Source organism: Pseudomonas syringae pv. tagetis, assembly GCF_022557255.1.
GTDB classification, from domain to species: domain Bacteria; phylum Pseudomonadota; class Gammaproteobacteria; order Pseudomonadales; family Pseudomonadaceae; genus Aquipseudomonas; species Aquipseudomonas caricapapayae.
On the sequence record NZ_CP092923.1, the window covers coordinates 5016382 to 5041034 of the forward strand.

Here is a 24653-nt window from a genome sequence, read left to right on the forward strand (position 1 = left end):
ATGAGCGAAGACCGATCGAGCAACGGGCAAAAGTCATGGTTGGGTAAACTGACCCAGGCCTTTGTCCATGAGCCGAAAAACCGCCAGGAGCTGCTTGAGCTGCTGCGCGAAGCCCATCAGAACAAACTGCTGGACAGTGAAGCGCTGGCCATCGTCGAGGGAGCCATTCAGGTGGCTGACCTGCAAGTACGCGACATCATGGTGCCGCGCTCGCAGATGATCAGCATCAAGGCGACCCAGACACCGCGTGAATTTCTGCCTGCGGTCATCGATGCTGCGCATTCGCGCTACCCGGTGATCGGCGAGAGCCACGATGACGTGCTCGGCGTGCTGCTGGCCAAGGATCTGCTGCCGCTGATCCTCAAGGCCGACGGCGACACTGACGATGTCAAGAAACTGCTGCGTCCGGCCACGTTCGTGCCCGAATCCAAACGCCTCAACGTGCTGCTGCGCGAGTTTCGCGCCAACCACAACCACATGGCCATCGTCATTGACGAATACGGCGGCGTGGCAGGTCTGGTGACCATCGAAGACGTGCTGGAACAGATCGTCGGCGATATCGAAGATGAGCATGATGTCGAGGAAGACAGCTACATCAAACCGCTGCCCAGCGGTGACTTCCTGGTCAAGGCCCTCACGCCGGTCGAGAACTTCAACGAATTCTTCGACAGTGCGTTCTCCGATGACGAGTTCGATACAGTGGGCGGCCTGGTGATGAATGCCTTTGGTCATCTGCCCAAGCGCAACGAAATCACCGAAATCGGTGCCTATCGTTTCCGCATCCTGAGCGCTGACAGCCGCCGCATTCATTTGCTGCGCGTGACCCCCATTTCACGTCCGTAAACATTTGATGCTGCTTTAAGGAATCTACATGCGCTGGATAACCCGCCCCGGCTGGCCCGGTAACCTGCTGGCCCTGGCGGCTGGCGGGCTCACGACCCTCGCCCTGGCACCCTTCGACCTCTGGCCTCTGGTGCTGGTGGCGGTGGCGATGTTTTATCTGGGGCTGCGCGAGCTCAGCCCGCGCCAGGCACTGGCCCGCGGCTGGTGCTACGGGTTCGGCCTGTATGGCGCTGGCACCAGCTGGATCTACGTCAGTATCCATACCTACGGCGGTGCTTCTGCGCTGCTGGCCGGGCTGCTGATGCTGCTGTTCATCGCGGCTATCGCGCTGTTCTTCGCCCTGCCCGCCTGGGTCTGGGCGCGCTGGCTTCGTCGCAATGAGGCACCGCTGGCCGACGCGCTGGCGTTTGCGGCGCTGTGGCTCTGGCAGGAGGCGTTTCGCGGCTGGTTCCTTACCGGCTTTCCGTGGCTGTATTCCGGCTACAGCCAGCTTGACGGACCGCTTGCCGGGCTCGCACCCGTCGGTGGCGTATGGCTGATCTCGTTTTCGCTGGGCCTGACTGCTGCACTGCTGTGCAACCTGCACCGCTTGCGGGCACGCAAATCGTTTCTGGCCATGGGCGTGCTGTTGTTGCTGACCCCCTGGATTGCAGGCCTGGCGCTCAAGGATCATGCCTGGACCTCACCGTCCGGCGCGCCGCTGAAAGTCGCGGCGATACAAGGCAACATCGAACAGAGCATGAAATGGGACCCGCAAAAGCTCAACGATCAGCTTGCACTGTATCGTGACATGACCTTCCGTTCGCAGCAGGCGGACCTGATCGTCTGGCCGGAAACCGCCGTACCAGTGCTCAAGGAAAGCGCAGAAGGTTATCTGTCGATGATGGGCAAGTTTGCGTCGGACCGCGGCGCTGCACTGATCACGGGCGTGCCGGTGCGTGAGCCGACCGGGCGCGGCGAGTATCGCTACTACAATGGCATTACGGTTACCGGTCAGGGCGATGGCACCTACTACAAGCAAAAGCTCGTTCCGTTCGGTGAGTACGTACCGCTGCAGGACCTGTTACGCGGACTGATCTCGTTTTTCGACCTGCCGATGTCGGACTTCGCGCGCGGCCCGAACGATCAGGCACTGTTGCAGGCCAAGGGTTATCACATTGCACCGTTCATCTGCTACGAAGTCGTCTATCCGGAGTTCGCCGCAGGCCTGTCGGCGCAAAGCGACCTGTTACTGACAGTCAGCAACGATACCTGGTTCGGCACCTCGATTGGTCCACTGCAACACTTGCAGATGGCGCAGATGCGCGCTCTGGAAGCCGGCCGCTGGATGATCCGGGCAACCAACAATGGCGTGACTGCGCTGATCGATCCGTTCGGCAGAATTACCGTACAGATTCCGCAGTTCGAACGCGGCGTGCTGTATGGCGAAGTGGTTCCGATGCACGAACTCACGCCTTACCTGCGCTGGCGTTCGTGGCCACTGGGGATTGTCTGCCTGCTGCTGTTCGGCTGGGCATTGATGGCTGCACGGATTTCCAAAACCGTCTGATTGCAGGAAGCCGGTTTCGCCCGCAGCCAGGCGGGACCGGCACCAGAATCAGCGGCTGTCCGGATAGATCCACGGATAAATCAGCAAGCCTGCCGCTTCGTTAAGCAACACACCGCTCTGCGTGAACACCCGACTTTCAGGCAGCCAGCCGCCAAAAGGCCGGGCGTTATCGACGCCAAGGAAGCCGACCGGCGCACTCACCACGGTGAAACCCGACTGCTCGAAACTCCAGCGTGCTCTTGGCATATGCCAGGCCTGGGTGACCAGCACCACGCGCTTGATGCCTTGCGATTGCAGAACCGCAGCGGTCATTGTCGCGTTTTCCCACGTGGTACGGCTTCGCCCTTCCTGCCAGCGCACTGTCACACCAAAATCATCCTGCAGCGACTGCGCCATAATCGACGCCTCGCTGGGCGGCTGATCAAAGTGCAAACCACCGCTGGTCAGTATGGGCAGTCCGGACGCCTTCGACAACCGTGCCGCCAGACGCAGTCGTTCCAGGCCCAGGCCGGTCGGGGTGTCTGCGCCCCAGGTCGGAGAATTGCGCTCACGCCCATTGCCCAGCACCACAATAGCGTCAGCCTGCTGCGCCAGCGTCTCCCACTGCTGCTGCGGCAAGGGCGGGACCTGCTCCATTTTACGGGCAGCATACTCCACGGCCACTGGCAGGCTCATCAGCCACAGGCCGCCCAAACCGATGGCAAAACATACCGTCGCCAGGCGTGGGGAGGATCGACGCAACCACCAGCCAAGAATCAGCAGAACGAATAGAATGCCGGGCGGCAAAAGGAGGGTTTTGAGCAGGTAACGCAAAGGCATCGGAACATCTCCATGGATGTCCGCAGCCTAGAATGTTTGAAGTCAGACAACAATGTTCCTGGACAATGTGCGCAGCAGAGGGCAGAAGTGCATGGCCAGCGATGCAAAGCCCGTCAGCTTGCGCGCAGGCGAGCCTTCAGACCAGACCCAATGACCTAACTGTTGCGCCCCATACGGGTCGACGCCCTGCCTCGTCGCCTGTCTTTCAGCCAGATAATCGTGGCTGACGCCCTGGACGGCCGGCCGTGCTCCGGCGGGACGATAACGCGGTCGCTGGTAACGACATCTGTGGCTCCAGCACCTTTCTCCAGATAGGCCTCTATCAATAGGAACTCGGCACTGCTCAACCCCTTGAGTTCAAGCTCTGCAGGCGACTCGTTTCGGAGCCGGACCGATGTACTCGCCGTCTCGAGCGCCAGCCCGAGGCGGTCGATCAGACGCTCATACAGTTCGGATAGGCTTACAACATGCTGCAACTCTGTCATCCGCTCACCTCATCGAAGATAATCATCACCCTCGCGATTGAGCTTAGCGCTGCTGCACAAACCGGCATGGAACTGCGACCAACGGCCAGACAGGGTTGCCGACCGGGCTTTGACAAGCACACAAGCCGTGTAAAAACGTGACGTGCGAAGGCGAGACAAGGCAAAAACAGGGTTTCCCTCGATAGACGGCCCTCATGTATGCTACTGCGCTTCCTGTAATTCCACTTCCGCGCTCTTGAGCCCGAACGCACCGCACAGACAGTTGCAATTGTCCGCCACGCGGTGCGGAACTGACTCGGCGAAGCAATGAAGAGGTCAAGGGTCACTAATCTTTAGTAAAAAGTAGCCATGCACGAACTCTATCAGCCCCGCGAAATCGAAGCCGCCGCCCAAACGTTCTGGGATGAGCAAAAGTCTTTTGAAGTCAGTGAACAGCCAGGCAAGGACACTTTCTATTGCCTGTCCATGTTTCCTTACCCGAGCGGCAAGCTGCACATGGGTCATGTGCGCAACTACACCATTGGTGACGTGATCTCCCGCTACCAGCGGATGCTGGGCAAGAATGTCCTTCAGCCATTGGGCTGGGACGCTTTCGGCATGCCGGCCGAAAATGCCGCCATCGACAACAACGTCGCGCCGGCGAAGTGGACCTACGAAAATATCGATTACATGAAGACCCAGCTCAAGAGCCTGGGTCTGGCAGTTGACTGGTCGCGCGAAGTCACCACCTGCAAGCCTGACTACTATCGCTGGGAACAATGGCTGTTCACCCGCCTGTTCGAAAAAGGCGTGATCTACCGCAAGAACGGCACCGTGAACTGGGACCCGGTCGACCAGACCGTGCTGGCCAACGAGCAGGTCATCGATGGCTGCGGCTGGCGCTCGGGCGCGCTGATCGAAAAGCGCGAAATCCCGATGTACTACTTCAAGATCACCGCTTACGCCGACGAGCTGCTGGAAAGCCTCGACGAGTTGCCGGGCTGGCCTGAACAGGTCAAGACCATGCAGCGCAACTGGATCGGCAGATCGCGCGGTATGGAAGTGCAGTTTCCATACGACCAGACGTCGATAGGCGAAGCCGGTGCCCTGAAAGTCTTCACCACCCGCCCCGATACCCTGATGGGCGCGACCTATGTCGCGGTAGCCGCAGAACACCCGCTGGCAACCCTGGCCGCTCAGGGCAACCCTGCGTTGCAGGCGTTCATCGATGAATGCAAAGGCGGCAGCGTTGCCGAAGCCGATGTTGCCACTCAGGAAAAGAAAGGCCAGCCGACCTCGTTGTTCGTCGAGCACCCGTTGACCGGCGAGAAGCTGCCGGTGTGGGTCGCCAACTATGTGCTGATGCACTACGGCGATGGCGCGGTCATGGCCGTACCGGCGCACGACGAGCGTGATTTCGAATTCGCCACCCAGTACGGTCTGCCGATCAAGCCCGTGGTACGCACCAGCGCCGGCGACGAAACGCCTGCTCCATGGCAAGCGGCCTACGGTGAGCATGGCGAGCTGATTAATTCCGGCGAGTTTACCGGCCTGAATTTCCAGGACGCGTTCGATGCCATCGAAGCCGCACTGGTCAAGAAATCGCTGGGCCAGTCCCGCACCCAGTTCCGCCTGCGTGACTGGGGCATCAGCCGCCAGCGCTACTGGGGCTGCCCGATCCCTATCGTGCATTGCGACACCTGTGGCGACGTGCCAGTCCCTGAAGACCAGTTGCCCGTTGTCCTGCCTGAAGACGTAGTGCCAGACGGTGCTGGCTCGCCGTTGGCGCGTATGCCCGAGTTCTACGAATGCAGCTGCCCGAAATGCGGCGCACCGGCCAAGCGTGAAACCGACACCATGGACACGTTCGTCGAGTCCTCGTGGTACTACGCCCGTTATGCGTCGCCGCATTACGAGGGTGGTCTGGTCGAGCCGAACGCTGCCAACCACTGGCTGCCAGTGGACCAGTACATCGGCGGCATCGAGCACGCGATTCTGCACCTGCTGTACGCCCGCTTCTTCCACAAGCTGATGCGCGACGAAGGCCTGGTGACCTCGAACGAACCGTTCAAGAACCTGCTAACCCAAGGCATGGTCAACGCCGAGACCTACTTCCGCATGGAAACCAGCGGCAAGAAGACCTGGATCAACCCGGCCGATGTGACCCTCGAAAGAGATGCCAAGGCCAAGGTGATCAGTGCCACGCTGACCAGCGACGGCCTGCCGGTGGAAATCGGCGGCACCGAAAAAATGTCGAAGTCGAAGAAAAACGGCATCGACCCGCAGACCATGATTGATCAGTACGGTGCCGATACCTGCCGCCTGTTCATGATGTTCGCCTCCCCGCCTGACATGAGCCTGGAGTGGTCCGACTCGGGCGTTGAAGGCTCGCATCGTTTCCTGCGCCGCGTGTGGCGCCTGGCTCAGGCGCATGTCGGTCAGGGTGTATCGACCGGCCTGGACATTGCGGCACTGACGGATGACCAGAAGGCCATCCGCCGCTCGATTCATCAGGCGATCAGACAGGCGAGTCAGGATATTGGCCAGAACCAGAAATTCAACACGGCTGTCGCGCAAGTGATGACCCTGATGAATGTGCTGGAAAAAGCTCCGCAGGCCACACCACAGGATCGTGCCCTGATTCAGGAAGGCCTGGAAACAGTCACCCTGCTGCTGGCACCGATCACACCGCACATCAGCCACGAGCTCTGGAAGCAACTGGGCCACAATGAACCGGTCATCGATGCTGGCTGGCCTGCATTCGATGCGAATGCGCTGGTACAGGACAGTCTGCAACTGGTCATTCAGGTCAACGGCAAGCTGCGCGGCCATATCGAAATGCCCGCCAGCGCCAGCCGCGAAGAAGTCGAAGCGGCCGCACGCATCAACGAAAACGTATTGCGCTTCACTGATGGCCTGACTATTCGCAAGGTGATCGTCGTGCCTGGCAAGCTGGTCAACATCGTCGCAAGCTGATTGGATCGGGCGCCTGGCAGATGCCGGGCGCCGAACATATTTCCAGGGTTCGCAGCGTCGGCCCAAACGGATTCAAGGGGAGCATCAAGATGATCAAACGCAATTTGCTGGTGATGGGCCTGGCTGTTCTGTTGAGTGCCTGTGGCTTCCAGCTGCGTGGCACCGGCACAACCGAGCTGGCGATCAAGGAGCTGGATGTCAGTGCACGTAACGCCTACGGCGAAACCGTGACTCAACTCACTCGTTTGCTGACCAGTTCCGGCGTCAAGGTCTATACCGGAGCGCCTTACAAACTCATGCTGACCAACGAAGCCGAAACCCAGCGTGCCATCAGCTACTCCGGCTCGGGCCGCTCGGCTGAATACCAGCTGACCACCACCCTGACCTATGAAGTGCACGGCGACAGAGATCGCTTCCTGCTCGGCGATAAAGTCACCGCAGACCGCTCGTACGTGCACGATGGCAACAACCTGACCGGTTCCGACCAGGAAGCCGCACAGGTTCGTCAGGAAATGCGCAATGACCTGATTCAGAAAATGATGGCCCGTTTGCAGCAAATGACACCGTCGCGTCTGGACGAGCTGCAGGCCAAGGCGGACGCAGCGGCCAAGGCTGAAGCCGACGCCCTGGAAGCCGCGCAGCGTATCCGCGACGAGACGCCTCAGCAGTCGCCTGTCGAAGTTCCGGGCAGGTAAGTGTTCGGGGCCGGTTTTCCGGCCCCGACATGCTCTGACTCATGAAACTCGCCCCTGCCCAACTGGGTAAACACCTGCAAGGTACGCTCGCGCCCGTCTACGTGATCAGCGGCGATGACCCGTTGCTTTGCCAGGAAGCCGCCGATGCCGTGCGTGCTGCTGCGCGCCGACAAGGTTTCGATGAGCGGCAGGTATTCAGCGCTGACGCCAGCTTCGACTGGGGCATGTTGCTTCAGGCAGGTGCCAGCATGTCCCTGTTTGCCGAACGTCGCCTTCTGGAACTGCGTTTGCCGTCCGGCAAACCCGGTGACAAAGGTGCTGCGGCACTCATGGAATACTGCGCCAGACCTGCAGAAGACACCTTGCTGCTGATCAGCCTGCCCAAGCTCGACGGTAGCGCGCAGAAGACCAAATGGGGCAAGGCACTGGTTGACGGTGCGCAAACCCAGTTCGTACAAATCTGGCCCGTGGACATTGGTCAATTGCCGCAATGGATTCGCCAGCGCCTTTCCCAGGCGGGCCTTGCTGCGACTCAGGACGCTGTCGAGCTGATCGCCGCAAGGGTCGAAGGCAACCTGCTGGCTGCCGCACAGGAAATCGAAAAGCTCAAATTGATGGCCGAGGAAGGCCAGATCACCGTCGAAACGGTCCAGGCGGCGGTGGCCGACAGTGCCCGCTTCGATGTCTTCGGCCTGACCGATGCCGTGCTCAATGGCGAAGCAGCCCATGCGTTACGCATGCTGGAAGGCTTGCGCGGCGAAGGCGTCGAAACGCCAGTGATCCTTTGGGCATTGACCCGCGAGCTGCGTGCGCTGGCCAACATGTCCCAGCAGTTCAGCCAGGGCGTGCCGCTGGACAAGATCTTCAGCTCGGCGCGCCCGCCGATCTGGGACAAGCGTAAACCACTGATGAGCAAAGCCCTGCAACGCCACTCTGCGAAACGCTGGAGCCAGCTGCTGATGGACGCACAACGCATCGACGCGCAAATCAAAGGCCAGGCCGCCGGTTCGCCGTGGAGCAGCCTGAGCCGACTGGCGCTGCTGATGGCGGGACAACGGCTGGCATTGCCTGCGGAGTAGGCCTCATGTGCGACCTACCTACTGGCCTGTTTGAAGTCGCCGCTCGTGCCGTTTTCTATCCGGTCGGATGGCCGATCGTAAAACTCCTGACGCTTGGCAAATACCCTGCAAAGGGCTCCTGGTTCGCCGAAACCCCGGCAGCAAGTTGGGCGACAGGCATGGGTGTTGCCACCCTTGCCATCCTCATGATGGCGCTACTCCATCAGTTTGATTTTTGATCAAAGCGAGGGCCTGCACCGGCCTCTTCGCGAGCAAGCTCGTCCCCACAAACGTTCACTCAGCCTGCGGCTGGCTACCGCGTCATAGCACACAACTATTAGACACAACCGCCTTTCTGCCCGATGATTTGCAGCGTTTCACAACCCCCATCAGGAGCACCCCGCCATGAGCAAGCCAAAGCGGCCGAACAAGGCCAAATCCATCATCGCCCAGCCCTTGTTCCGCAGTCGTCAGGAACAACCCTCCAAGGGCAAAGGCAGCTACCGCCGCGAAGCCTTCCAGTCTAAAAGCTGGGAGGCTTCCTGCTTTATGGCGGCCTGATATCGAGCAACATCTCCGAGGCGCTTTCAACCGCTTAGCCGTGTTATGGTCTGCACCTAACGGTAATACCCTTGGACTCAAGCATGCCTTCTCGTTTTACCCATCGCCCGCAGCTGCGCCAACTCATCGCTGCCTCCAGCCTTATTGCCTTGGTAGCCTGCGCAGAAAAACCCACTGCAGCCGATGCCACGCCTCTTCAATCCAGCAAAGCACAGACAAACGCGCCTGCCGTAGCCCCTACGCCAGCACTGGTCGTCGATGACAACCTTACGATTCAACCCGCCGTCAGCTTCAGCGAATGGCAGGCCGGCTTTCGTGTTCAGGCGTTGAAGGCAGGTATCCGGGCCGATGTGTTCGATCTGGCATTCGCCGGCGTCACTCCCGACATGAGCGTGGTCAAGGCCGACCGCAGCCAGCCTGAGTTCAGCCGTCCGGTCTGGGAATACCTGGACGGTGCCATCTCTGCTGTACGCGTGCGCAAGGGTCAGGCGTTGCTTTCGCAGTACGCTGATGACCTGCAGAAGATCGAACAGCAATACGGCGTGGACCGCCAGGCGCTGGTTGCGGTGTGGGGCATGGAGAGCAATTTCGGGCAGTTTCAGGGCTCGCAATCGGTCATTCGCTCGCTGGCAACCCTGGCGTATGAAGGCCGTCGTCCCGGCTTTGCGCAGAGCCAGTTGCTGGCGGCGCTGGATATCATCCAGCATGGCGACATCACCCCGGACAAAATGCTGGGCTCATGGGCCGGTGCGATGGGCCAGACCCAGTTCATCCCGACCACCTACAACACCCATGCCGTCGACTTTGACGGCGATGGCCGCCGTGACATCTGGAACACCCCGGCCGATGCACTGGCCTCGACCGCGCATTACCTGCAAAGCTCTGGCTGGCAGCGGGGTCAGCCTTGGGGCTTTGAAGTAGTGCTCGGCTCGGGGTTCGATTACTCGCTGGCAGATTCGACCACGCGCAAGAGTCTCGCTGAATGGCAGCAACTGGGCCTGAAACAGCCAGACGGTTCGGCGATCCCGGTCGCGGCCAGCCAGCAGCAAGCCGCCTTGTTGCTGCCAGCCGGTTATCGCGGGCCAGCCTTTCTGGTGCTGGACAACTTCCGCGCGATTCTCAAGTACAACAACTCGACTTCCTATGCGTTGGCGATCAGCCTGCTTTCCGACCGCTTCAAGGGTGCGGGGTATGTAGTCGGCAGCTGGCCGCGCGGAGATCTGCCGCTAAGCCGCTCTGAGCGCATCGAACTGCAAACCCTGCTTTCGGCACGTCAGTACGACGCAGGCGCGCCCGACGGCATTATCGGCGCCAATACGCGCAAAGCCATCCGCAGCGCTCAGCAGTCGTTCGGCTGGCCGGCTGATGGCTATCCGACGCACGAATTGCTGGAAGCCCTGCGCAAGCCTGTCGGGCAGTAATCGGGAGGACGCAGAGCGTCCAGAACGGCATGCCAACGCGGAGCGCCGGCACGATGGTGTTCTTGGGGATGCCTATCGTTCCTCACGCTCCAGCGTGGGAATGCATTTCCGGACGCTCCGCGTCCAATCTCGACTTACGATGCGGCGAAGAGTGTGACGCGCAGCTTCACAAACGGCATGCCAACGCGGAGCGCCGGCACAATAATCAACCACAAAAAGAAGGGCCAGGTATCGCTACCTGGCCCTTCTTGTTTTTGCAGGGTGCTTTCAGAGCATCGCCTTGGCGATCTTGGCCTGCTCGTCGGCGTGATACGAAGAGCGTACCAACGGCCCGGAAGCGACGTTCTTGAAGCCCATCTTGTAACCTTCCTCGGCGAACCAGGCGAAGGTGTCGGGGTGCACAAAACGCTGAACCGGCAGGTGATTACGCGACGGCTGCAGGTATTGCCCCAGGGTCAGCATGTCGATGTCGTGTTCGCGCATGCGCTGCATGACTTCGATGACTTCTTCGTCGGTCTCGCCCAGCCCGAGCATCAGCCCGGATTTGGTCGGTACATGCGGGACCATCTGCTTGAAGCGCTGCAGCAGGGTCAACGACCACTGGTAATCCGACCCCGGACGCGCAGCCTTGTACAGACGCGGTACGGTTTCCAGGTTGTGGTTGAACACATCCGGTGGCTCGGCGGCAGTGATTTCCAGCGCAACATCCATACGACCACGGTAGTCAGGCACCAGCGTTTCAAGCTGAACGCCCGGTGACAGCAGACGGATTTCGCGGATGCAGTCGGCAAAGTGCTGGGCACCGCCATCACGCAGGTCGTCACGGTCTACCGAGGTGATCACCACATATTTCAGGCGCAGGTCGGCGATCGCGATGGCGAGGCTCTTCGGTTCATTGACGTCGAGCGGCTTCGGACGGCCATGACCCACGTCGCAGAATGGGCAGCGACGGGTGCAGATGTCGCCCATGATCATGAAGGTCGCGGTGCCACCGGAGAAGCATTCGCCCAGATTCGGGCAGGAAGCCTCTTCACAGACGCTGTGCAATTTGTGCTTACGCAGCAATTGCTTGATACGGTCGACTTCCGGAGAGACCGGGATGCGCACGCGAATCCAGTCGGGTTTCTTCGGCAGGTCTACTGTCGGGATGATCTTGACCGGGATGCGCGCAACCTTTTCCGCTCCGCGAAGCTTGACGCCCGCTTCGACTTTCGGACGGGCCACACGCTCGGAAACATCCAGCGTCGGGATAAGGGTTTGCACGGTGTCAGTCATAATGGTTTATTCCGCCCGTAAGGGTCGCCTGCTCAGCGTAGTCGAGGTGTTTGACGAGCTGCGCACGCAGTCGGGCACTAACCTCGGAAAATTCTATCTGCCCTGCCTGATCGCTCAGTTGGGTCATGGCCAACCCGGCGTATCCGCACGGGTTGATGCGGCGGAACGGCTCCAGGTCCATGTCGACGTTCAACGCCAGACCATGAAACGAACAGCCGTTGCGAATGCGCAGACCGAGCGACGCGATCTTCGCGCCGTCGACGTATACACCCGGTGCATCAGCCTTGGCGGCGGCCTTGACGCCGTAGTCGGCGAGCAAGGCGATGAGCGTGTTCTCGATCCGGGTTACCAGATCTCGAACGCCGAAACCAAGGCGTCTGACGTCCAGCATCAGGTAAGCCACCAGTTGGCCCGGCCCATGATAAGTCACTTGGCCGCCACGATCGACCTGTACGACAGGAATATTGCCCGGCAGCAGCAAATGCTCGGCTTTGCCGGACTGCCCCTGAGTGAAAACCGGTGGATGCTGGACCAGCCAGACCTCGTCGGCAGCCTCGCGGCCACGCCCATCGGTAAAACGCTGCATGGCATGCCAGGCGGTTTCATAATCCGTCAGACCCAGATCACGAAAACCCAGCGTCCCCGTCATCAGAGCACCATGTGCACGAAACCCGTAGCGCGAAGCGCGCTATTGATGTCGCGCAACTGATCTTCGCCTGTAGCGACAATGTGCAACTGGACGGTGGTGTATTTACCGTTGCTGCTCTGGCGCTCGGCAAGCGTCTTTAGATCGACCGTGGCGTGCTTTTCAAGCACTTCCATCACGGCAGCAGTAAAACCCGCACTGGTGTCGCCGATCACCTTGATCGGGTAGTCATTGCAGGGAAATTCGATTTTGTGCGACTTGATGTCGGTATCAGTCATGGCAGTAAAGGTCTCACAAGCCGTGACGACGGACACGCAGCCCGCTCAGATCATGAGCAGGCCGCGAGAAGGTCGGCAGTAGTTACTGGAGGGTCAGTTGAACAAGCCGTAGAAGAACAGGCGGATGCTATCCCACACGCGGCGGAAAATGCCACCTTCCTCAACGGCATCAAGCGCAATCAGATTAGCGGTGTGAACCACCTGATCGTCCTTCTTGACTTCGACCTTGCCGATCACGTCGCCCTTGGCGATTGGCGCAACCAGTTGCGGGTTCATGGTCATGCTGGCGGAAAGCTTCTTCATGTCGCCTTTTGGCATGGTCATGCTCAGATCTTCAGCCAGACCGGCCTTGACCTGACGCTCGGTGCCTTTCCAGACAGTCGCCTGAGCCAGCTCGGTGCCCTTCTGATAGAAGTTCTGGGTTTCGAAGAAACGGAAGCCATAAGTCAGCAGCTTCTGGGTTTCAGCCGCACGAGCCTGTTCGCTGTTGGTGCCGAATACGACTGCGATCAAACGCATGCCGTCACGCACAGCCGAGGACACCATGCAGTAGCCGGCTTCGTCGGTGTGACCGGTCTTTAGGCCATCGACGGTCTTGTCGCGCCACAGCAGCAGGTTGCGGTTAGGCTGCTTGATGCCGTTCCAGAAGAACTCTTTCTGCGAGTAGATCGCATAGTGAGCCGGGTCTTCGTGGATGATGGCACGCGCCAGGATCGCCATGTCGTGAGCCGACGAGTAGTGCTCGGGGTTCGGCAGACCGGTCGGGTTCATGAAGTGGCTGTTGGTCATGCCCAGATCGCCGGCGGTCTTGTTCATCATGTCGGCAAATGCATCTTCGCTGCCGGCGATGTGCTCGGAGATCGCGACACTGGCGTCGTTACCCGACTGGATGATGATGCCGTGCAGCAGGTCGCTGACCGTGACCTGGCTGCCGACCTTGATGAACATCCGCGAACCGCCCGTGCGCCAGGCGTTTTCACTGATCGTCACCGGATCGTTTTCGCCGATCTGGCCACGACGGATTTCCAGGGTCGCGATATAGGCAGTCATCAGCTTGGTCAGACTGGCAGGTGCCAGACGCTGATCGCCGTTGTTCTCGACCAGAACGTTACCGCTGGTGGCGTCCATCAGTACGTAGGACTTGGCTGCCAGTTGCGGTGCAGCAGGCGTCATCTGCTCTGCCGCCCAGACAGTCGGGGTGATGATCAGTGGAACAAGCAGGCATAAACGTTTTGCAAAGGTGGTGATGTTCATCCGTCTCTCGAGAATCCTAATGGGCAAACATGCCCTTGCGGGCAAAACTGAACAGACCGGCGAAGCGAAAACGCCTCGGTACGGCTCGTGGCGCCAGGCTGTAACCCTGGCTGACAAAGTCGCCTGTTCGACACACGACCTTGTGGGCAGTTACCTGCAACGCCTGCCCTGATGGCAAATGTGCGCCGCCTGCGACTGCATACTGTCCTCCATTATTGCCGGAGAACGGTAGTCGAAAAACTTACTGATCCGATGTCACTACGCTGGGCTGGCCCAGATTGGCCGACCTGACGCTGTTTTGCAGTTGCTGGGCTTCACCCGGCGTGTCGATCGGTCCCATCCGCACCCGATAGAGCGTTTGCTGATTGCGCGCTATCGAGCTGACGAACACCGGTGCGCGGACCATCCCGCTCAGTTTCGACCTCAGGAGCTCCGCAGCGTCCGGGTTGGCGAAGGCTCCCACTTGGAGAAACAGCCCAGCGACTTGTCCTGAAGCGTTTTTTTTTGCGTCAACCTGCAACGGCACAACAGGTGCTGCGTGCTGCTGCGGGGGTGGCGTGTATTGTTCGACGGTTCCGGTCGAGGTGGACAGCGCGGGCGGCGTGGCCTGGGCCATCACTTGCGGCTGATTGAGCATCAACGGTGCCGGGCGGCCACGTTGTGCCCACCACTCCTGAGGGTCGATACCTTCTACCTTCACCCGAGCAGTCCCGGTTTCGGCGTAGCCCAGCTTTTTGGCGGCGGCGTAGGACAGGTCGATGATCCGGTCAGAATAGAACGGCCCGCGATCGTTGACGCGCAGGATCACCGTGCGATTGTTGTCCAGATTGGTCACCTTGACATAGCTGGGCAGCGGCAAGGTCTTGTGCGCAGCACTCATACCGTACAGGTCATACACCTCGCCGTTGGCGGTGTTCTGGCCATGAAACTTGGTGCCGTACCAGGAGGCGGTGCCCGAAGCAACATAACGCTTCGAATCGCTCATAGGGAAATAGGTCTTGCCCAGCACCGTATACGGGTTGGCCTTGTAGGCCCCGGTGTGCAGGGTTGGCGTTGCGTCGGGGATACGCGAGACATCAACGTCCCACCACGGCGCGCCGTCCTTGTGGGCACGGTTGATGTCCAGCCCCGGCATGGCGCGCACCACCGCACCGCCTTTCGGCGACTGCGACGATGTTGTGCGTGACGGCGACGAGCAACTGGCAATCAGCACTGCCAGGCCGGTCAACGCCAGAAGCTTGAATGTTTGAAGAATCGGCAATGCCCGCATTACTTGACGCCTCGAGCTTGAACCAACGATTCAGACAGCTGATACACGGCCATGGCGTACATCACACTGCGGTTATAACGGGTGATTGCATAAAAATTGTTCAGACCCAGCCAGTATTCAGGACCATTGTCGCCTTCAAGACGGAACGCCGTCACCGGCATGTCATCGCGCAGCGCATCATGACTCGCCCAGCCCAGCTGTCGCAACTCCCCGACCGACATTACCGGATCAAGCGCAGGGCTCAGCCCTTCGTCCACCCGGTCGCCACGTGCAGTGGCACGACTGACCACCGGCTGCCCGGCCACCCAGCCATGCCGTTTGAAATAACTGGCCACACTGCCAATGGCATCGTCCGGGTCGGTCCAGATGTTGATGTGACCGTCCCCGTCGAAATCCACGGCGTACGCGCGGAAACTGCTCGGCATGAACTGCGGCAGCCCCATCGCCCCGGCGTAGGAACCTTTGAGGGTCAGCGGATCGACCTGCTGTTCGCGGGCCAGCAGCAGAAACTCGCGCAGTTCCTTGCGGAAGAACTGGGCGCGCGGCGGGTAATCGAAGCCAAGGGTCGACAAGGCGTCGATCACCCGGTAATTACCGGTATTGCGGCCGAAGAAGGTCTCTACGCCAATGATCGACACAATGATCTGCGCGGGTACGCCGTATTCCTGCTCGGCACGGGCCAGTGCAGCCTCATGCTGACGCCAGAAGTCCACACCGCGGGCTATGCGCGTATCGGTGATGAACATCGGCCGATACTCTTTCCACTGCTTGACCCGTTCGGCCGGACGGGAAATGGCATCGAGAATGGCCTGCTTGCGCTCGACCTCACGAAACAGGCTCATCAGTTGCTCGCCGGCAAAACCGTGATCACGGGTCAGCTCTCCGACGAATTCCGCCACCTGGGGCGACCCTTCATAATCGCCAGCCAGCGCCTCTTGCACCGATCCAAGGATGCCCACCAGACCGACCACCGGAGCATATCGAGCCCAGTTACGCATTGCGTGCATTGAATAGTTCACCTTAATCAAACTTGAGCGATCCATTTACGATGTGTATGGATCGACATCAAAACCCCAAACGCTGACAGTAGGGTTACGAGCGAAGTTCCGCCGTAGCTAATGAAGGGCAGCGGAACCCCCACCACTGGCAGCAGGCCACTGACCATACCGATGTTGACGAAAACGTAAACAAAAAACGTCATGGTCAACGCACCGGCCAGCAGTTTGCCGAATAATGTCTGCGCCTGTGCAGTGATCACAAGCCCGCGACCGATCAGCAGCATGTAGATGATCAGCAGCGCACAGATGCCTACCAGGCCGAACTCTTCACCCAGCACCGCGATGATGAAGTCGGTATGGCTTTCAGGCAGAAAGTCGAGGTGCGACTGGGTGCCGAGCAACCAGCCTTTGCCAAATACGCCGCCCGAACCTATGGCCGCCTTTGACTGGATGATGTTCCAGCCGGTACCAAGCGGGTCGCTCTCCGGATCGAGAAACGTCAGTACGCGTTGCTTCTGATAGTCGTGCATAAAGAAGAACCACATGGCCACCGCCGCAGGCACGGCAGCCGTCAGCACACTCAGAATCCAGCGCCAGCGCAGGCCGGCCATGAACAGCACAAAGGCCCCGGACGCCAGGATCAGCAGCGACGTACCCAGATCGGGCTGACGCACGATCAGTATGAACGGCACGCCAATCAGGGCCAGGCTGACGGCGACGTGCTTGAGATGTGGTGGCAGCGTGCGCTTGGACAGGTACCAGGCGATGGTCGCCGGCATGATGATCTTGAGAAACTCGGAAGGCTGGAAACGAATCACGCCGGGAATATTGATCCAGCGCGTTGCGCCCATGGCGTTGTGGCCCATGACATCCACCACCACCAACAGCAGGACGCCGACCACATAGAGAACAGGCACCCAGCGCGCCATGAAGCGCGGCTCCAGCTGGGCAATCACCACCATAGCCACCAGACCGATACCGAACGAGCTAGCCTGCTTGATCAGCAGGTCCCAGTTCTTGCCGCTGGCTGAATACAGAACGAACAGACTGCCAGCCGCCAGCGTCAGCAGCAGGATCAGCAAGGGACCATCGATATGAATGCGCTGCAGAAACGTGGCACGGCGGCGCATCACGTCTTCGCTGGACAGGATGCGGTCGAAATTACTCTTCACGGGCCGCAGCCTCCAGATTCAGGGAACCGGCGTACTCAGGCTTGAGATGGCCGTTTTCGTCGAGCAGCCAGGCGTCCATCACCTGACGCACGACGGGTGCAGCAACGCCGGAGCCGGACTCACCGTTCTCGACCATGACTGCAACAACGATTTTCGGGTTATCGGCCGGCGCGAAGCCGACAAACAAGGCATGGTCACGGTGACGCTCCTGAACCTTGGTGCGGTCGTATTTCTCGCCTTGCTTGATGGCGACCACCTGAGCCGTTCCGCTCTTGCCCGCGATCCGGTATTGCGCGCCGATGGCAGCCTTGCGCGCCGTACCGCGCGCACCGTGCATGACTTCCTGCATGCCGTGGTTGACTCGCCCCCAGTTGGCCGGATCACGCAGAACGATGTCCGGCATCGGGTTTTCGTCCACAGGTGCCTTGCCTTCGATGGTTCTGGCCAGATGCGGACGGTTCCACACGCCTTTGTTGGCCACCAGCGCGGTCGCCTGGGCCAGTTGCAATGGCGTTGCCTGCATGTAGCCCTGACCGATACCGAGAATCAGGGTCTCGCCGGGGAACCAGGCCTGACGGCGGGTCGCGCGCTTCCATTCGCGGGACGGCATCAGACCGGGCGACTCTTCGAACATGTCCAGCGAGACTTTCTGTCCGATGCCGAACTTGTTCATGTAGGTGGAAAGCCGATCGATGCCCAGTTTGTGTGCCAGATCGTAGAAGTACGTGTCATTGGAACGCATGATCGCGGTATCCAGATCCACCCAGCCATCGCCGGTGCGGTTCCAGTTCCGGTACTTGTGGTCGTAATTGGGCAGTTGGTAATACCCTGGGTCGAACACCCTTGAGCCAGGCGTCACCGCACCGGCATCCAGCCCGGCGATCGCCACCGCAGGTTTGATGGTCGAGCCCGGCGGATACAGACCGCGCAGGATGCGGTTGAACAGTGGCCGGTCGATGGAGTCGCGCAGCTCGGCATAGGCCTTGAAGCTGATGCCGGTTACAAACAGGTTCGGATCGAAACTGGGCGCACTGACCATCGCCAGCACTTCTCCGGTGGCCGGATCCAGCGCGACTACTGCACCGCGACGCCCGCCCAGTGCGGCTTCGGCAGCTTCCTGAAGATTGATGTCCAAGCTCAGGACGATGTCCTTGCCGGGGATCGGGTCAGTACGCTTGAGGACACGCAACACGCGCCCACGGGCATTGGTCTCGACCTCTTCATAGCCGACCTGGCCATGCAGCTCGGGCTCGTAAAAGCGCTCGATACCGGTCTTGCCGATATGGTGCGTGCCGCTGTAATTGATCGGATCGAGGCTCTTGAGCTCTTTCTCGTTGATCCGCCCCATGTAGCCGACCGAGTGCGCAAAATGCGGCCCTTGCGGGTAGTGCCTGACCAGTTGCGCAACCACCTCGACACCCGGCAGACGGAACTGATTGACGGCGATCAGGGCGATCTGCTCTTCACTCAGCTCGAACAGGATCGGCACCGGCTCGAATGGCCGCCGCCCCTGCTTCATGCGCTTCTCGAAAATGATGCGGTCGTCGGGCGTCAGTTGCAAAATCTCGACAATAGTGTCGAGCACGCCGGACCACTCGCCGGCACGCTCGCGGGTCATGCTGAGACTGAAACTGGGCCGGTTATCCGCCACTACCACGCCGTTACGGTCGTAGATCAACCCTCGGCTGGGCGGAATCGGCTGAACGTGGACGCGGTTATTTTCCGAAAGTGTGGAGTGATAGTCGTACTGGATGACCTGCAGGTAATACAGCCGTGCAATCAGCACGCACACCAGCAACACGACCGCCACGGCACCGAACACGACCCTGCCGCGCACCAGGCGTGCGTCCTTTTCGTGGTCTTTGAGGCGGATCGGTTGAGACATTTAGGCCGGATTCACAGTAAAAACGATGCTACTTGTGATAAGGGTGCCCGGACAGGACTGTCCAGGCGCGATACATCTGCTCACCGATCAGAATGCGCACCAGTGGATGCGGCAGGGTCAGCGGCGACAGAGACCAGCGTTGTTCACTGCGGGCACAGACTTCAGGCGCCAGCCCCTCGGGGCCGCCGACCATCAGGTTGACCGTACGCGCATCGAGGCGCCAGCGATCGAGTTCGACCGCCAACTGTTCGGTGCTCCACGGTTTACCGTGCACTTCAAGCGTGACAATCCGCTCTCCCGGCTGCACCTTCGCCAGCATCGCCTCGCCCTCCTGACGGATGAAGCGAGCGACATCGGCGTTCTTGCCTCGGGTATTGAGCGGGATTTCCACCAGTTCAAGCGCAAGCTCGGAGGGCATCCGTTTGGCGTACTCATGCCAACCTTCTTCCACCCATTTGGGCATGCGCGAACCCACAGCGATCAGACGCAGACGCACATCAAGGCCTTATTCGTTGCCCGGGGTATGGTGAGCAGCGCTGGCGGCACGGCTTTGTTCGGCACCCTGCCACAAGCGCTCCAGGTCGTAGAACTGGCGTGCCGCAGCGGTCATCACGTGAACGATAACGTCACCCAGGTCCAGCAGGACCCAGTCGCTGTCGCCCTTGCCTTCTTCGCTGAGGGATTTCAGGCCGGCAGCCTTGACCTTGTCACGGACGTTATCGACCAGTGCGTTCAACTGGCGATTGGACGTACCGGTGCAGATCAGCATGTAGTCAGCGATGCTGGTCTTGTCGCGCACGTCGATGGTCAGGATGTCGGCACCCTTGACCTCTTCAAGGGCTGCAATCGCAACATTGATGACTTCTTCACTGCTCATTTTTTGCTTTGTCATATAAAACTCATTCAGCTCGTATGTGTGGGACCGTCCAGACGCTTGTCGATCAAAGCAGTTTCAGGACGACCCATCAGTGTTCGGCGCACGGTAAAGCCCGCGCGCATCGATATAGGCCAGTACCGCGTCTGGCACCAGAAAACGTACCGACTTACCGCTGGCCAGCAGTTGACGGATCTGGGTGGCAGACACCGATAAAGGCGTCTGCCAGACGAATGTAATCTGTCCACCCGGCCCTTTCAGGGCCTTGGGATCGCTGACCGCGCGCGCCGCCAGCAGATTGCGCATGGCATCCGGCGACTCGCTGTCTGCGTCCGGGCGTTGCAGCACCACGATATGGCAGTGCTCCAGCAGTTCTTCCCACCTGTGCCAGGTCGGCAGCCCGCAAAAGGCATCCCAACCCAGCAGCAGGAACAACTGGTCATGAGGCGCCAGCTCGGCGCGCATCGATTCCAGTGTGTCAAGGGTATACGACGGTTTGTCCCGTTTCAGTTCACGGTCATCCACCGTCAGGGGCGACACGCCCGCAACCGCGTTCCGAACCATCGCCAGACGGTCTTCGGCAGTTACGCTCGGCATGTCACGATGCGGAGGCCTGGCGCTGGGCGTCAGGCGCAACTCATCGAGTTCCAGCAGCTCGGCCACTTCGAGCGCACCGCGCAAATGGCCGATATGAACCGGGTCGAACGTGCCCCCAAGCATGCCGATACGTCTGGGCAGCGTTGTCGTGGGGCTGTTCAAGTCAGGCTTGTCCGCGCAATTGACCATCACCGATCACGATGTACTTCTCGCAGGTCAACCCTTCAAGCCCGACAGGCCCGCGGGCGTGCAGCTTATCAGTAGAAATGCCGATTTCGGCACCCAATCCGTATTCGAACCCGTCGGCGAAGCTGGTCGGCGCGTTGACCATGACCGAACTGGAATCGACCTCGGCCATGAAGCGGCGAATCTGACCTTGGTGGTCCGAAACGATGGCATCGCTGTGATGCGAACCGTAATGGTTGATGTGTTCGATGGCTTCATCCAGCCCGGACACGACGCGAATCGACAGAATCGCGGCCAGGTACTCGGTGTGCCAGTCTTCTTCGGTGGCCGGCATGACGTCGATCAGGTCGCGGGTGCGCTCACAGCCACGCAACTCGACGCCCTTCTCGCGGAACTGCGCGGCCATCGGCGGCAGGAAGTCGGCAGCGATGGTCTGATCGACCAGCAGCGTCTCCATCGCGCCGCAAATTCCGTAGCGGTAGGTCTTGGCGTTGAAGGCAATCTTCTGTGCCTTGGCCAGATCGGCGTGGGCGCTGACGTACACATGACAGATGCCGTCCAGGTGCTTGATGACCGGCACTCGCGCGTCGCGACTGACCCGCTCGATCAGGCCCTTGCCGCCACGCGGCACGATGACGTCCACGTACTCGGGCATGGTAATCAGCGCACCAACCGCTGCCCGGTCGGTGGTTTCGACCACTTGCACCACGGCAGCGGGCAGCCCGGCCTCAGCCAGACCACGCTCGATGCAGGCGGCGATGGCACGATTGGAATGAATGGCTTCGGAGCCGCCGCGCAGGATGGTCGCGTTCCCGGACTTCAGGCACAGACTGGCGGCGTCGATGGTCACGTTCGGACGTGACTCGTAGATGATTCCGACAACACCCAGCGGCACACGCATCTTGCCGACCTGGATGCCGGATGGCCGATAGCTCATGTCCCGGATCGCACCGATCGGATCTGCCAGACCGGCCACCTGACGCAACCCTACGATCATGCTGTCGATGCGTGCGGGGGTCAGGGCCAGACGCTCAAGCATGGCCGGCTCAAGCCCGTTGGCCTGACCGTTGGCCAGGTCCAGCGCATTGGCGGCAGACAGCTCGGCGCGCGCTTCGTCCAGAGCGGCGGCAGTGGCTTGCAGGGCGCGGTTCTTCTGCGCTGTGCTGGCACGACCGATCACTCGCGAAGCTTCGCGGGCGGCGCGACCCAGGCGGGTCATGTAGTCAAGAACGGACTCAGTCATGGTCTCAGAGGTCTTGGCAAAGAGGAAAGCGGCTGATTATAGCTGTCGTGCCGCACGAACGACAGCGCAGACAGGCGGATGGTCGATATAGGTGCGCAGATTTCTTGCGCAGGCAGATGCCCGTCCCCCTTAGCCCTCATCGTTATACACAAGTCCGCTTTTGATTCTGGCCGATAGCCGTAGGAGCGGACTTGTCCGCGAAAGGGCCGTGACATCCGCAGGAGATGTATCGCCCGAAACAAAGCTTTCGCGAACAAGTTCGCTCCCACGCCCTGCGGGCAGAAGCCTAAACGCCCCCATTTTCCGGGCTCTTCAGGATTTGTGCATAATGATGAGCGCTCAGCCTGCGCGCCCTCTCGACCAGCGTCGCAGGAAGACGCACGCACAGAGCGCTCGCACGGGTTAACCGACCTGTCATGATTCAGTCACGTTCAGAAACAACAAAGCTGTCAATCCAGACACATTCAGCTGCAATTAAAGTTGCGCTTGTTATTATCGGGCACCTTCTCAACGTACCCGCCTGATTATGCCCGCAGCCCTTCCCGACCATTTTTTCCATCGCGATGCACGGTTACTGGCCCGCGATCTGCTGGGCAAGGTCATCCGGCACAAAGTGGGCGACCTGTGGCTGGCCGCCCGCATCATCGAAACCGAAGCGTACTACTGCGCAGAAAAAGGCAGCCACGCCTCACTGGGCTACACCGAAAAACGCAAGGCACTGTTCCTCGACGGCGGCCACATTTATATGTATTACGCACGCGGCGGCGATTCGCTGAATTTCAGCGCCGAGGGGCCGGGCAATGCGGTGCTGATCAAATCGGCGTACCCCTGGACCGACGCGACCAGCGATGAAAACGCTCTGGCGCAGATGCAGTTGAATAACCCTGATGCCAGCGGCGCAATCCGCCCACCACAGCGGCTCTGCGCTGGCCAGACGCTGCTGTGCAAAGCGCTCGGCCTGAAGGTCCCCATGTGGGACGCCAAGCGCTTCGATCCGCAGAGGTTGCTGGTCGAAGATATCGGACAGACCCCTGATCGTATTATTCAGACCACCCGCCTCGGCATCCCCGTCGGACGCGATGAGCACCTGATGTATCGATTCGTGGATGCGGGTTATGCCCGCTTCTGCACACGGAACCCTCTCAGGCGCGGTCAGGTCGAAGGCCGCGACTACCTACTTCTCGATCAAGGAAACTGACCGATGGGCGATCTGCTCAATGGTATGACCGGCTGGCTGACGGCAAACCCTTCCTGGGTAGCCGCCGCGATCTTTTTAGTGGCCTTCACTGAATGTGTCGCGATTGTCGGGATCGTTGTGCCCGGTACGGTCATCATGTTTGCCATCGCCGCTCTGGCCGGCAGCGGCATTCTGCCATTAGGCGAAGTCCTGCTACTGGGTTTTCTGGGCGGGCTGCTGGGTGACGCGGTGTCCTATTTCATCGGTCGCCGCTTTCATCAGAACATCCGCCAGTTGCCCGGCCTGCGCACGCACCCGGAGTGGATGTCCGGTGCGGAAAAATACTTCCACCGCTACGGCATCGCCAGCTTGCTGGTCGGGCGCTTCATCGGCCCCCTACGGCCGATGTTGCCAATGATTGCCGGCATGTGCGACATGCCCCTGCCGCGCTTTGCGGCAGTGAGCGTACTGGCTGCGGCAGGCTGGTCGATTGCCTACCTGATGCCTGGCTGGGCAGCGGGTGCTGCCATTCGCCTGCCATTGCCGGAAGGCTTCTGGCCAGAGGCGGCAGTGGTCGGTACAGGCCTGGCGATTCTGTTCGGATTGAGCATTCAGAGCAGTATTCGCCAGAAGCGCTATGCGACCAGACTGATTTCCGCGCTCAGCCTGACGCTGGTCGCCGCGCTGTTCATCGGCTGGCCCTATCTGGCGGACTTCGACAACGGCCTGATGACGCTTGTCCAGGAGCATCGCAGCGAGGCCGCACAGAATATCGTGATCTTCGTCACCAGCATCGGTGACTTCAAGGCCCAATTACTGGCAGCCTCGCTGTTGATCATCGTGCTGGCCGTTGCCAGACAATGGCGTCACGCAGCTTTCGCCCTGGCAGCCACACTGGGCACCGCGATCGCCAACGGTACCCTGAAAACGTTCTTCGCCCGCGCCCGTCCGGACGTACTGGTAGAACCGCTGACAACTTACAGCATGCCCAGTGGCCACAGTTCTGCAGCCTTTGCGCTGTTCATGACGCTGGCGGTGCTGGCCGGGCGTGGACAACCCGTCCGGCTGCGTCTGACCTGGATGCTGGTCGGCGGCATTCCGGCACTGGCCATTGCGCTGTCGAGGGTCTATCTGGGCGTTCATTGGCCGACGGACATTCTTGCCGGAATGCTCCTGGCATTTTGCGTCTGTGCCGCCAGCCTGGCGTTCATTCAGCGCAACGCCCCTTTGCCCGCCATGTCGGTCCGGGTGTGGTGGCTCGTTGTGCCAGCAATGACCGCGCTGCTTGGTATCTTCGCGGTGCGCGCGCTTTCGCACGCGGTGCTGCGCTATCAGTACTGATTGACAGGCCTGATCGCGCCTGTAAAAAAACGGGTGCGATGCCCCTCAAATCTGGCACCTTGCCAGTGCTC

Annotated in this window: 24 protein-coding genes; 10 read left to right on the forward strand and 14 right to left on the reverse strand. The window is 60.3% G+C overall.

Annotated elements, in window-relative coordinates; genetic code table 11:
- Together MME58_RS22305 and lnt are read left to right on the forward strand one after the other, a co-directional pair.
- Window positions 1–843 carry an HlyC/CorC family transporter gene (locus tag MME58_RS22305; protein WP_054986544.1) on the forward strand — a complete coding sequence of 281 codons (843 nt, stop codon included), beginning with the start codon at window positions 1–3 and terminating at the stop codon, window positions 841–843.
- Between the two features lie 28 nt (window positions 844–871).
- Window positions 872–2392: an apolipoprotein N-acyltransferase gene (gene lnt / locus MME58_RS22310; RefSeq protein WP_055004742.1), complete on the forward strand. Its 1521-nt coding sequence runs from the start codon at window positions 872–874 to the stop codon at window positions 2390–2392.
- Between the two features lie 48 nt (window positions 2393–2440).
- On the opposite strand, the gene MME58_RS22315 is transcribed toward lnt, so the two are convergent.
- Both MME58_RS22315 and MME58_RS22320 read right to left on the reverse strand, forming a co-directional pair.
- On the reverse strand, window positions 2441–3211 hold the full coding sequence (locus MME58_RS22315) for a YdcF family protein (RefSeq protein WP_054986546.1): 771 nt from the start codon (window positions 3209–3211) through the stop codon (window positions 2441–2443).
- Window positions 3212–3366: 155 nt separating this feature from the next.
- Window positions 3367–3696 carry a hypothetical protein gene (locus MME58_RS22320; RefSeq protein ID WP_055004743.1) on the reverse strand — a complete coding sequence of 110 codons (330 nt, stop codon included), beginning with the start codon at window positions 3694–3696 and terminating at the stop codon, window positions 3367–3369.
- A 348-nt stretch (window positions 3697–4044) separates the two neighbouring features.
- On the opposite strand from MME58_RS22320, the gene leuS reads away from it, so the two are divergent.
- From leuS to MME58_RS22350, 6 genes are all read left to right on the forward strand, one after another.
- Window positions 4045–6651 (forward strand): leucine--tRNA ligase, encoded by a 2607-nt coding sequence (gene leuS, locus MME58_RS22325; protein WP_055004744.1) that lies wholly within the window; start codon window positions 4045–4047, stop codon window positions 6649–6651.
- An 89-nt stretch (window positions 6652–6740) separates the two neighbouring features.
- The gene (locus MME58_RS22330; protein ID WP_054986647.1) at window positions 6741–7346 is read left to right on the forward strand and encodes an LPS-assembly lipoprotein LptE; all 606 of its coding nucleotides are present in this window, start codon (window positions 6741–6743) and stop codon (window positions 7344–7346) included.
- A 41-nt stretch (window positions 7347–7387) separates the two neighbouring features.
- Window positions 7388–8425, forward strand: coding sequence for a DNA polymerase III subunit delta (holA, locus tag MME58_RS22335; protein WP_054986549.1), 1038 nt, complete (start codon window positions 7388–7390; stop codon window positions 8423–8425).
- A gap of 5 nt (window positions 8426–8430) precedes the next feature.
- Entirely contained in the window at window positions 8431–8643 is a 213-nt protein-coding gene (locus MME58_RS22340; RefSeq protein WP_055004745.1) for a hypothetical protein, read from the forward strand.
- Between the two features lie 166 nt (window positions 8644–8809).
- Window positions 8810–8965: an alternative ribosome rescue factor ArfA gene (arfA, locus tag MME58_RS22345; RefSeq protein WP_003376569.1), complete on the forward strand. Its 156-nt coding sequence runs from the start codon at window positions 8810–8812 to the stop codon at window positions 8963–8965.
- 83 nt (window positions 8966–9048) lie between these two features.
- On the forward strand, window positions 9049–10386 hold the full coding sequence (locus MME58_RS22350) for a lytic murein transglycosylase (RefSeq protein WP_054986550.1): 1338 nt from the start codon (window positions 9049–9051) through the stop codon (window positions 10384–10386).
- Window positions 10387–10653: 267 nt separating this feature from the next.
- On the opposite strand, the gene lipA is transcribed toward MME58_RS22350, so the two are convergent.
- From lipA to MME58_RS22410, 12 genes are all read right to left on the reverse strand, one after another.
- Window positions 10654–11661 carry a lipoyl synthase gene (gene lipA / locus MME58_RS22355; RefSeq protein ID WP_002555327.1) on the reverse strand — a complete coding sequence of 336 codons (1008 nt, stop codon included), beginning with the start codon at window positions 11659–11661 and terminating at the stop codon, window positions 10654–10656.
- On the reverse strand, window positions 11654–12310 hold the full coding sequence (gene lipB / locus MME58_RS22360) for a lipoyl(octanoyl) transferase LipB (protein ID WP_054986551.1): 657 nt from the start codon (window positions 12308–12310) through the stop codon (window positions 11654–11656). Before lipB ends, lipA begins: the two co-directional genes overlap by 8 nt.
- Window positions 12310–12585, reverse strand: coding sequence for a DUF493 domain-containing protein (locus tag MME58_RS22365; RefSeq protein WP_054986552.1), 276 nt, complete (start codon window positions 12583–12585; stop codon window positions 12310–12312). The genes lipB and MME58_RS22365 overlap by 1 nt, the downstream gene beginning before the upstream one ends.
- A 93-nt stretch (window positions 12586–12678) precedes the next feature.
- A complete protein-coding gene (locus tag MME58_RS22370) occupies window positions 12679–13839 on the reverse strand; it encodes a D-alanyl-D-alanine carboxypeptidase family protein (RefSeq protein WP_002555330.1) in 1161 nt (386 codons plus the stop codon).
- Window positions 13840–14080: 241 nt separating this feature from the next.
- The gene (locus MME58_RS22375) at window positions 14081–15109 is read right to left on the reverse strand and encodes a septal ring lytic transglycosylase RlpA family protein (RefSeq protein ID WP_054986553.1); all 1029 of its coding nucleotides are present in this window, start codon (window positions 15107–15109) and stop codon (window positions 14081–14083) included.
- Window positions 15109–16116: a lytic murein transglycosylase B gene (mltB, locus tag MME58_RS22380; protein ID WP_054986554.1), complete on the reverse strand. Its 1008-nt coding sequence runs from the start codon at window positions 16114–16116 to the stop codon at window positions 15109–15111. The genes MME58_RS22375 and mltB overlap by 1 nt, the downstream gene beginning before the upstream one ends.
- A 17-nt stretch (window positions 16117–16133) precedes the next feature.
- The gene (rodA, locus tag MME58_RS22385) at window positions 16134–17237 is read right to left on the reverse strand and encodes a rod shape-determining protein RodA (RefSeq protein WP_054986648.1); all 1104 of its coding nucleotides are present in this window, start codon (window positions 17235–17237) and stop codon (window positions 16134–16136) included.
- A 31-nt stretch (window positions 17238–17268) separates the two neighbouring features.
- Complete coding sequence (gene mrdA, locus MME58_RS22390) at window positions 17269–19164, reverse strand: penicillin-binding protein 2 (RefSeq protein ID WP_054986555.1); 1896 nt, start codon at window positions 19162–19164, stop codon at window positions 17269–17271.
- Between the two features lie 28 nt (window positions 19165–19192).
- The gene (gene rlmH, locus MME58_RS22395) at window positions 19193–19660 is read right to left on the reverse strand and encodes a 23S rRNA (pseudouridine(1915)-N(3))-methyltransferase RlmH (RefSeq protein ID WP_002555336.1); all 468 of its coding nucleotides are present in this window, start codon (window positions 19658–19660) and stop codon (window positions 19193–19195) included.
- Window positions 19661–19669: 9 nt separating this feature from the next.
- A complete protein-coding gene (gene rsfS / locus MME58_RS22400) occupies window positions 19670–20056 on the reverse strand; it encodes a ribosome silencing factor (RefSeq protein WP_002555337.1) in 387 nt (128 codons plus the stop codon).
- Window positions 20057–20116: 60 nt separating this feature from the next.
- Window positions 20117–20776 (reverse strand): nicotinate-nucleotide adenylyltransferase, encoded by a 660-nt coding sequence (nadD, locus tag MME58_RS22405; protein WP_162491434.1) that lies wholly within the window; start codon window positions 20774–20776, stop codon window positions 20117–20119.
- Between the two features lie 22 nt (window positions 20777–20798).
- Window positions 20799–22064, reverse strand: a complete 1266-nt coding sequence (locus MME58_RS22410) for a glutamate-5-semialdehyde dehydrogenase (RefSeq protein WP_054986557.1) — start codon at window positions 22062–22064, stop codon at window positions 20799–20801.
- A gap of 526 nt (window positions 22065–22590) precedes the next feature.
- Here MME58_RS22410 and MME58_RS22415 point away from each other — a divergent pair.
- Both MME58_RS22415 and MME58_RS22420 read left to right on the forward strand, forming a co-directional pair.
- Complete coding sequence (locus tag MME58_RS22415) at window positions 22591–23262, forward strand: DNA-3-methyladenine glycosylase (RefSeq protein WP_055004746.1); 672 nt, start codon at window positions 22591–22593, stop codon at window positions 23260–23262.
- A gap of 3 nt (window positions 23263–23265) precedes the next feature.
- Window positions 23266–24582, forward strand: coding sequence for a bifunctional DedA family/phosphatase PAP2 family protein (locus MME58_RS22420; RefSeq protein WP_054986559.1), 1317 nt, complete (start codon window positions 23266–23268; stop codon window positions 24580–24582).
- Window positions 24583–24653: the final 71 nt, after the last annotated feature.

Bases quoted from the DNA above. Each gene is read 5' to 3' on its own strand.
- MME58_RS22305 (WP_054986544.1), top strand. From the start codon at position 1: ATGAGCGAAGACCGATCGAGCAACGGGCAAAAGTCATGGTTGGGTAAA.
- lnt (WP_055004742.1), top strand. From the start codon at position 872: ATGCGCTGGATAACCCGCCCCGGCTGGCCCGGTAACCTGCTGGCCCTG.
- MME58_RS22315 (WP_054986546.1), bottom strand. From the start codon at position 3,211: ATGCCTTTGCGTTACCTGCTCAAAACCCTCCTTTTGCCGCCCGGCATT.
- MME58_RS22320 (WP_055004743.1), bottom strand. From the start codon at position 3,696: ATGACAGAGTTGCAGCATGTTGTAAGCCTATCCGAACTGTATGAGCGT.
- leuS (WP_055004744.1), top strand. From the start codon at position 4,045: ATGCACGAACTCTATCAGCCCCGCGAAATCGAAGCCGCCGCCCAAACG.
- MME58_RS22330 (WP_054986647.1), top strand. From the start codon at position 6,741: ATGATCAAACGCAATTTGCTGGTGATGGGCCTGGCTGTTCTGTTGAGT.
- holA (WP_054986549.1), top strand. From the start codon at position 7,388: ATGAAACTCGCCCCTGCCCAACTGGGTAAACACCTGCAAGGTACGCTC.
- MME58_RS22340 (WP_055004745.1), top strand. From the start codon at position 8,431: ATGTGCGACCTACCTACTGGCCTGTTTGAAGTCGCCGCTCGTGCCGTT.
- arfA (WP_003376569.1), top strand. From the start codon at position 8,810: ATGAGCAAGCCAAAGCGGCCGAACAAGGCCAAATCCATCATCGCCCAG.
- MME58_RS22350 (WP_054986550.1), top strand. From the start codon at position 9,049: ATGCCTTCTCGTTTTACCCATCGCCCGCAGCTGCGCCAACTCATCGCT.
- lipA (WP_002555327.1), bottom strand. From the start codon at position 11,661: ATGACTGACACCGTGCAAACCCTTATCCCGACGCTGGATGTTTCCGAG.
- lipB (WP_054986551.1), bottom strand. From the start codon at position 12,310: ATGACGGGGACGCTGGGTTTTCGTGATCTGGGTCTGACGGATTATGAA.
- MME58_RS22365 (WP_054986552.1), bottom strand. From the start codon at position 12,585: ATGACTGATACCGACATCAAGTCGCACAAAATCGAATTTCCCTGCAAT.
- MME58_RS22370 (WP_002555330.1), bottom strand. From the start codon at position 13,839: ATGAACATCACCACCTTTGCAAAACGTTTATGCCTGCTTGTTCCACTG.
- MME58_RS22375 (WP_054986553.1), bottom strand. From the start codon at position 15,109: ATGCGGGCATTGCCGATTCTTCAAACATTCAAGCTTCTGGCGTTGACC.
- mltB (WP_054986554.1), bottom strand. From the start codon at position 16,116: ATGCACGCAATGCGTAACTGGGCTCGATATGCTCCGGTGGTCGGTCTG.
- rodA (WP_054986648.1), bottom strand. From the start codon at position 17,237: ATGCGCCGCCGTGCCACGTTTCTGCAGCGCATTCATATCGATGGTCCC.
- mrdA (WP_054986555.1), bottom strand. From the start codon at position 19,164: ATGTCTCAACCGATCCGCCTCAAAGACCACGAAAAGGACGCACGCCTG.
- rsfS (WP_002555337.1), bottom strand. From the start codon at position 20,056: ATGACAAAGCAAAAAATGAGCAGTGAAGAAGTCATCAATGTTGCGATT.
- MME58_RS22410 (WP_054986557.1), bottom strand. From the start codon at position 22,064: ATGACTGAGTCCGTTCTTGACTACATGACCCGCCTGGGTCGCGCCGCC.
- MME58_RS22415 (WP_055004746.1), top strand. From the start codon at position 22,591: ATGCCCGCAGCCCTTCCCGACCATTTTTTCCATCGCGATGCACGGTTA.
- MME58_RS22420 (WP_054986559.1), top strand. From the start codon at position 23,266: ATGGGCGATCTGCTCAATGGTATGACCGGCTGGCTGACGGCAAACCCT.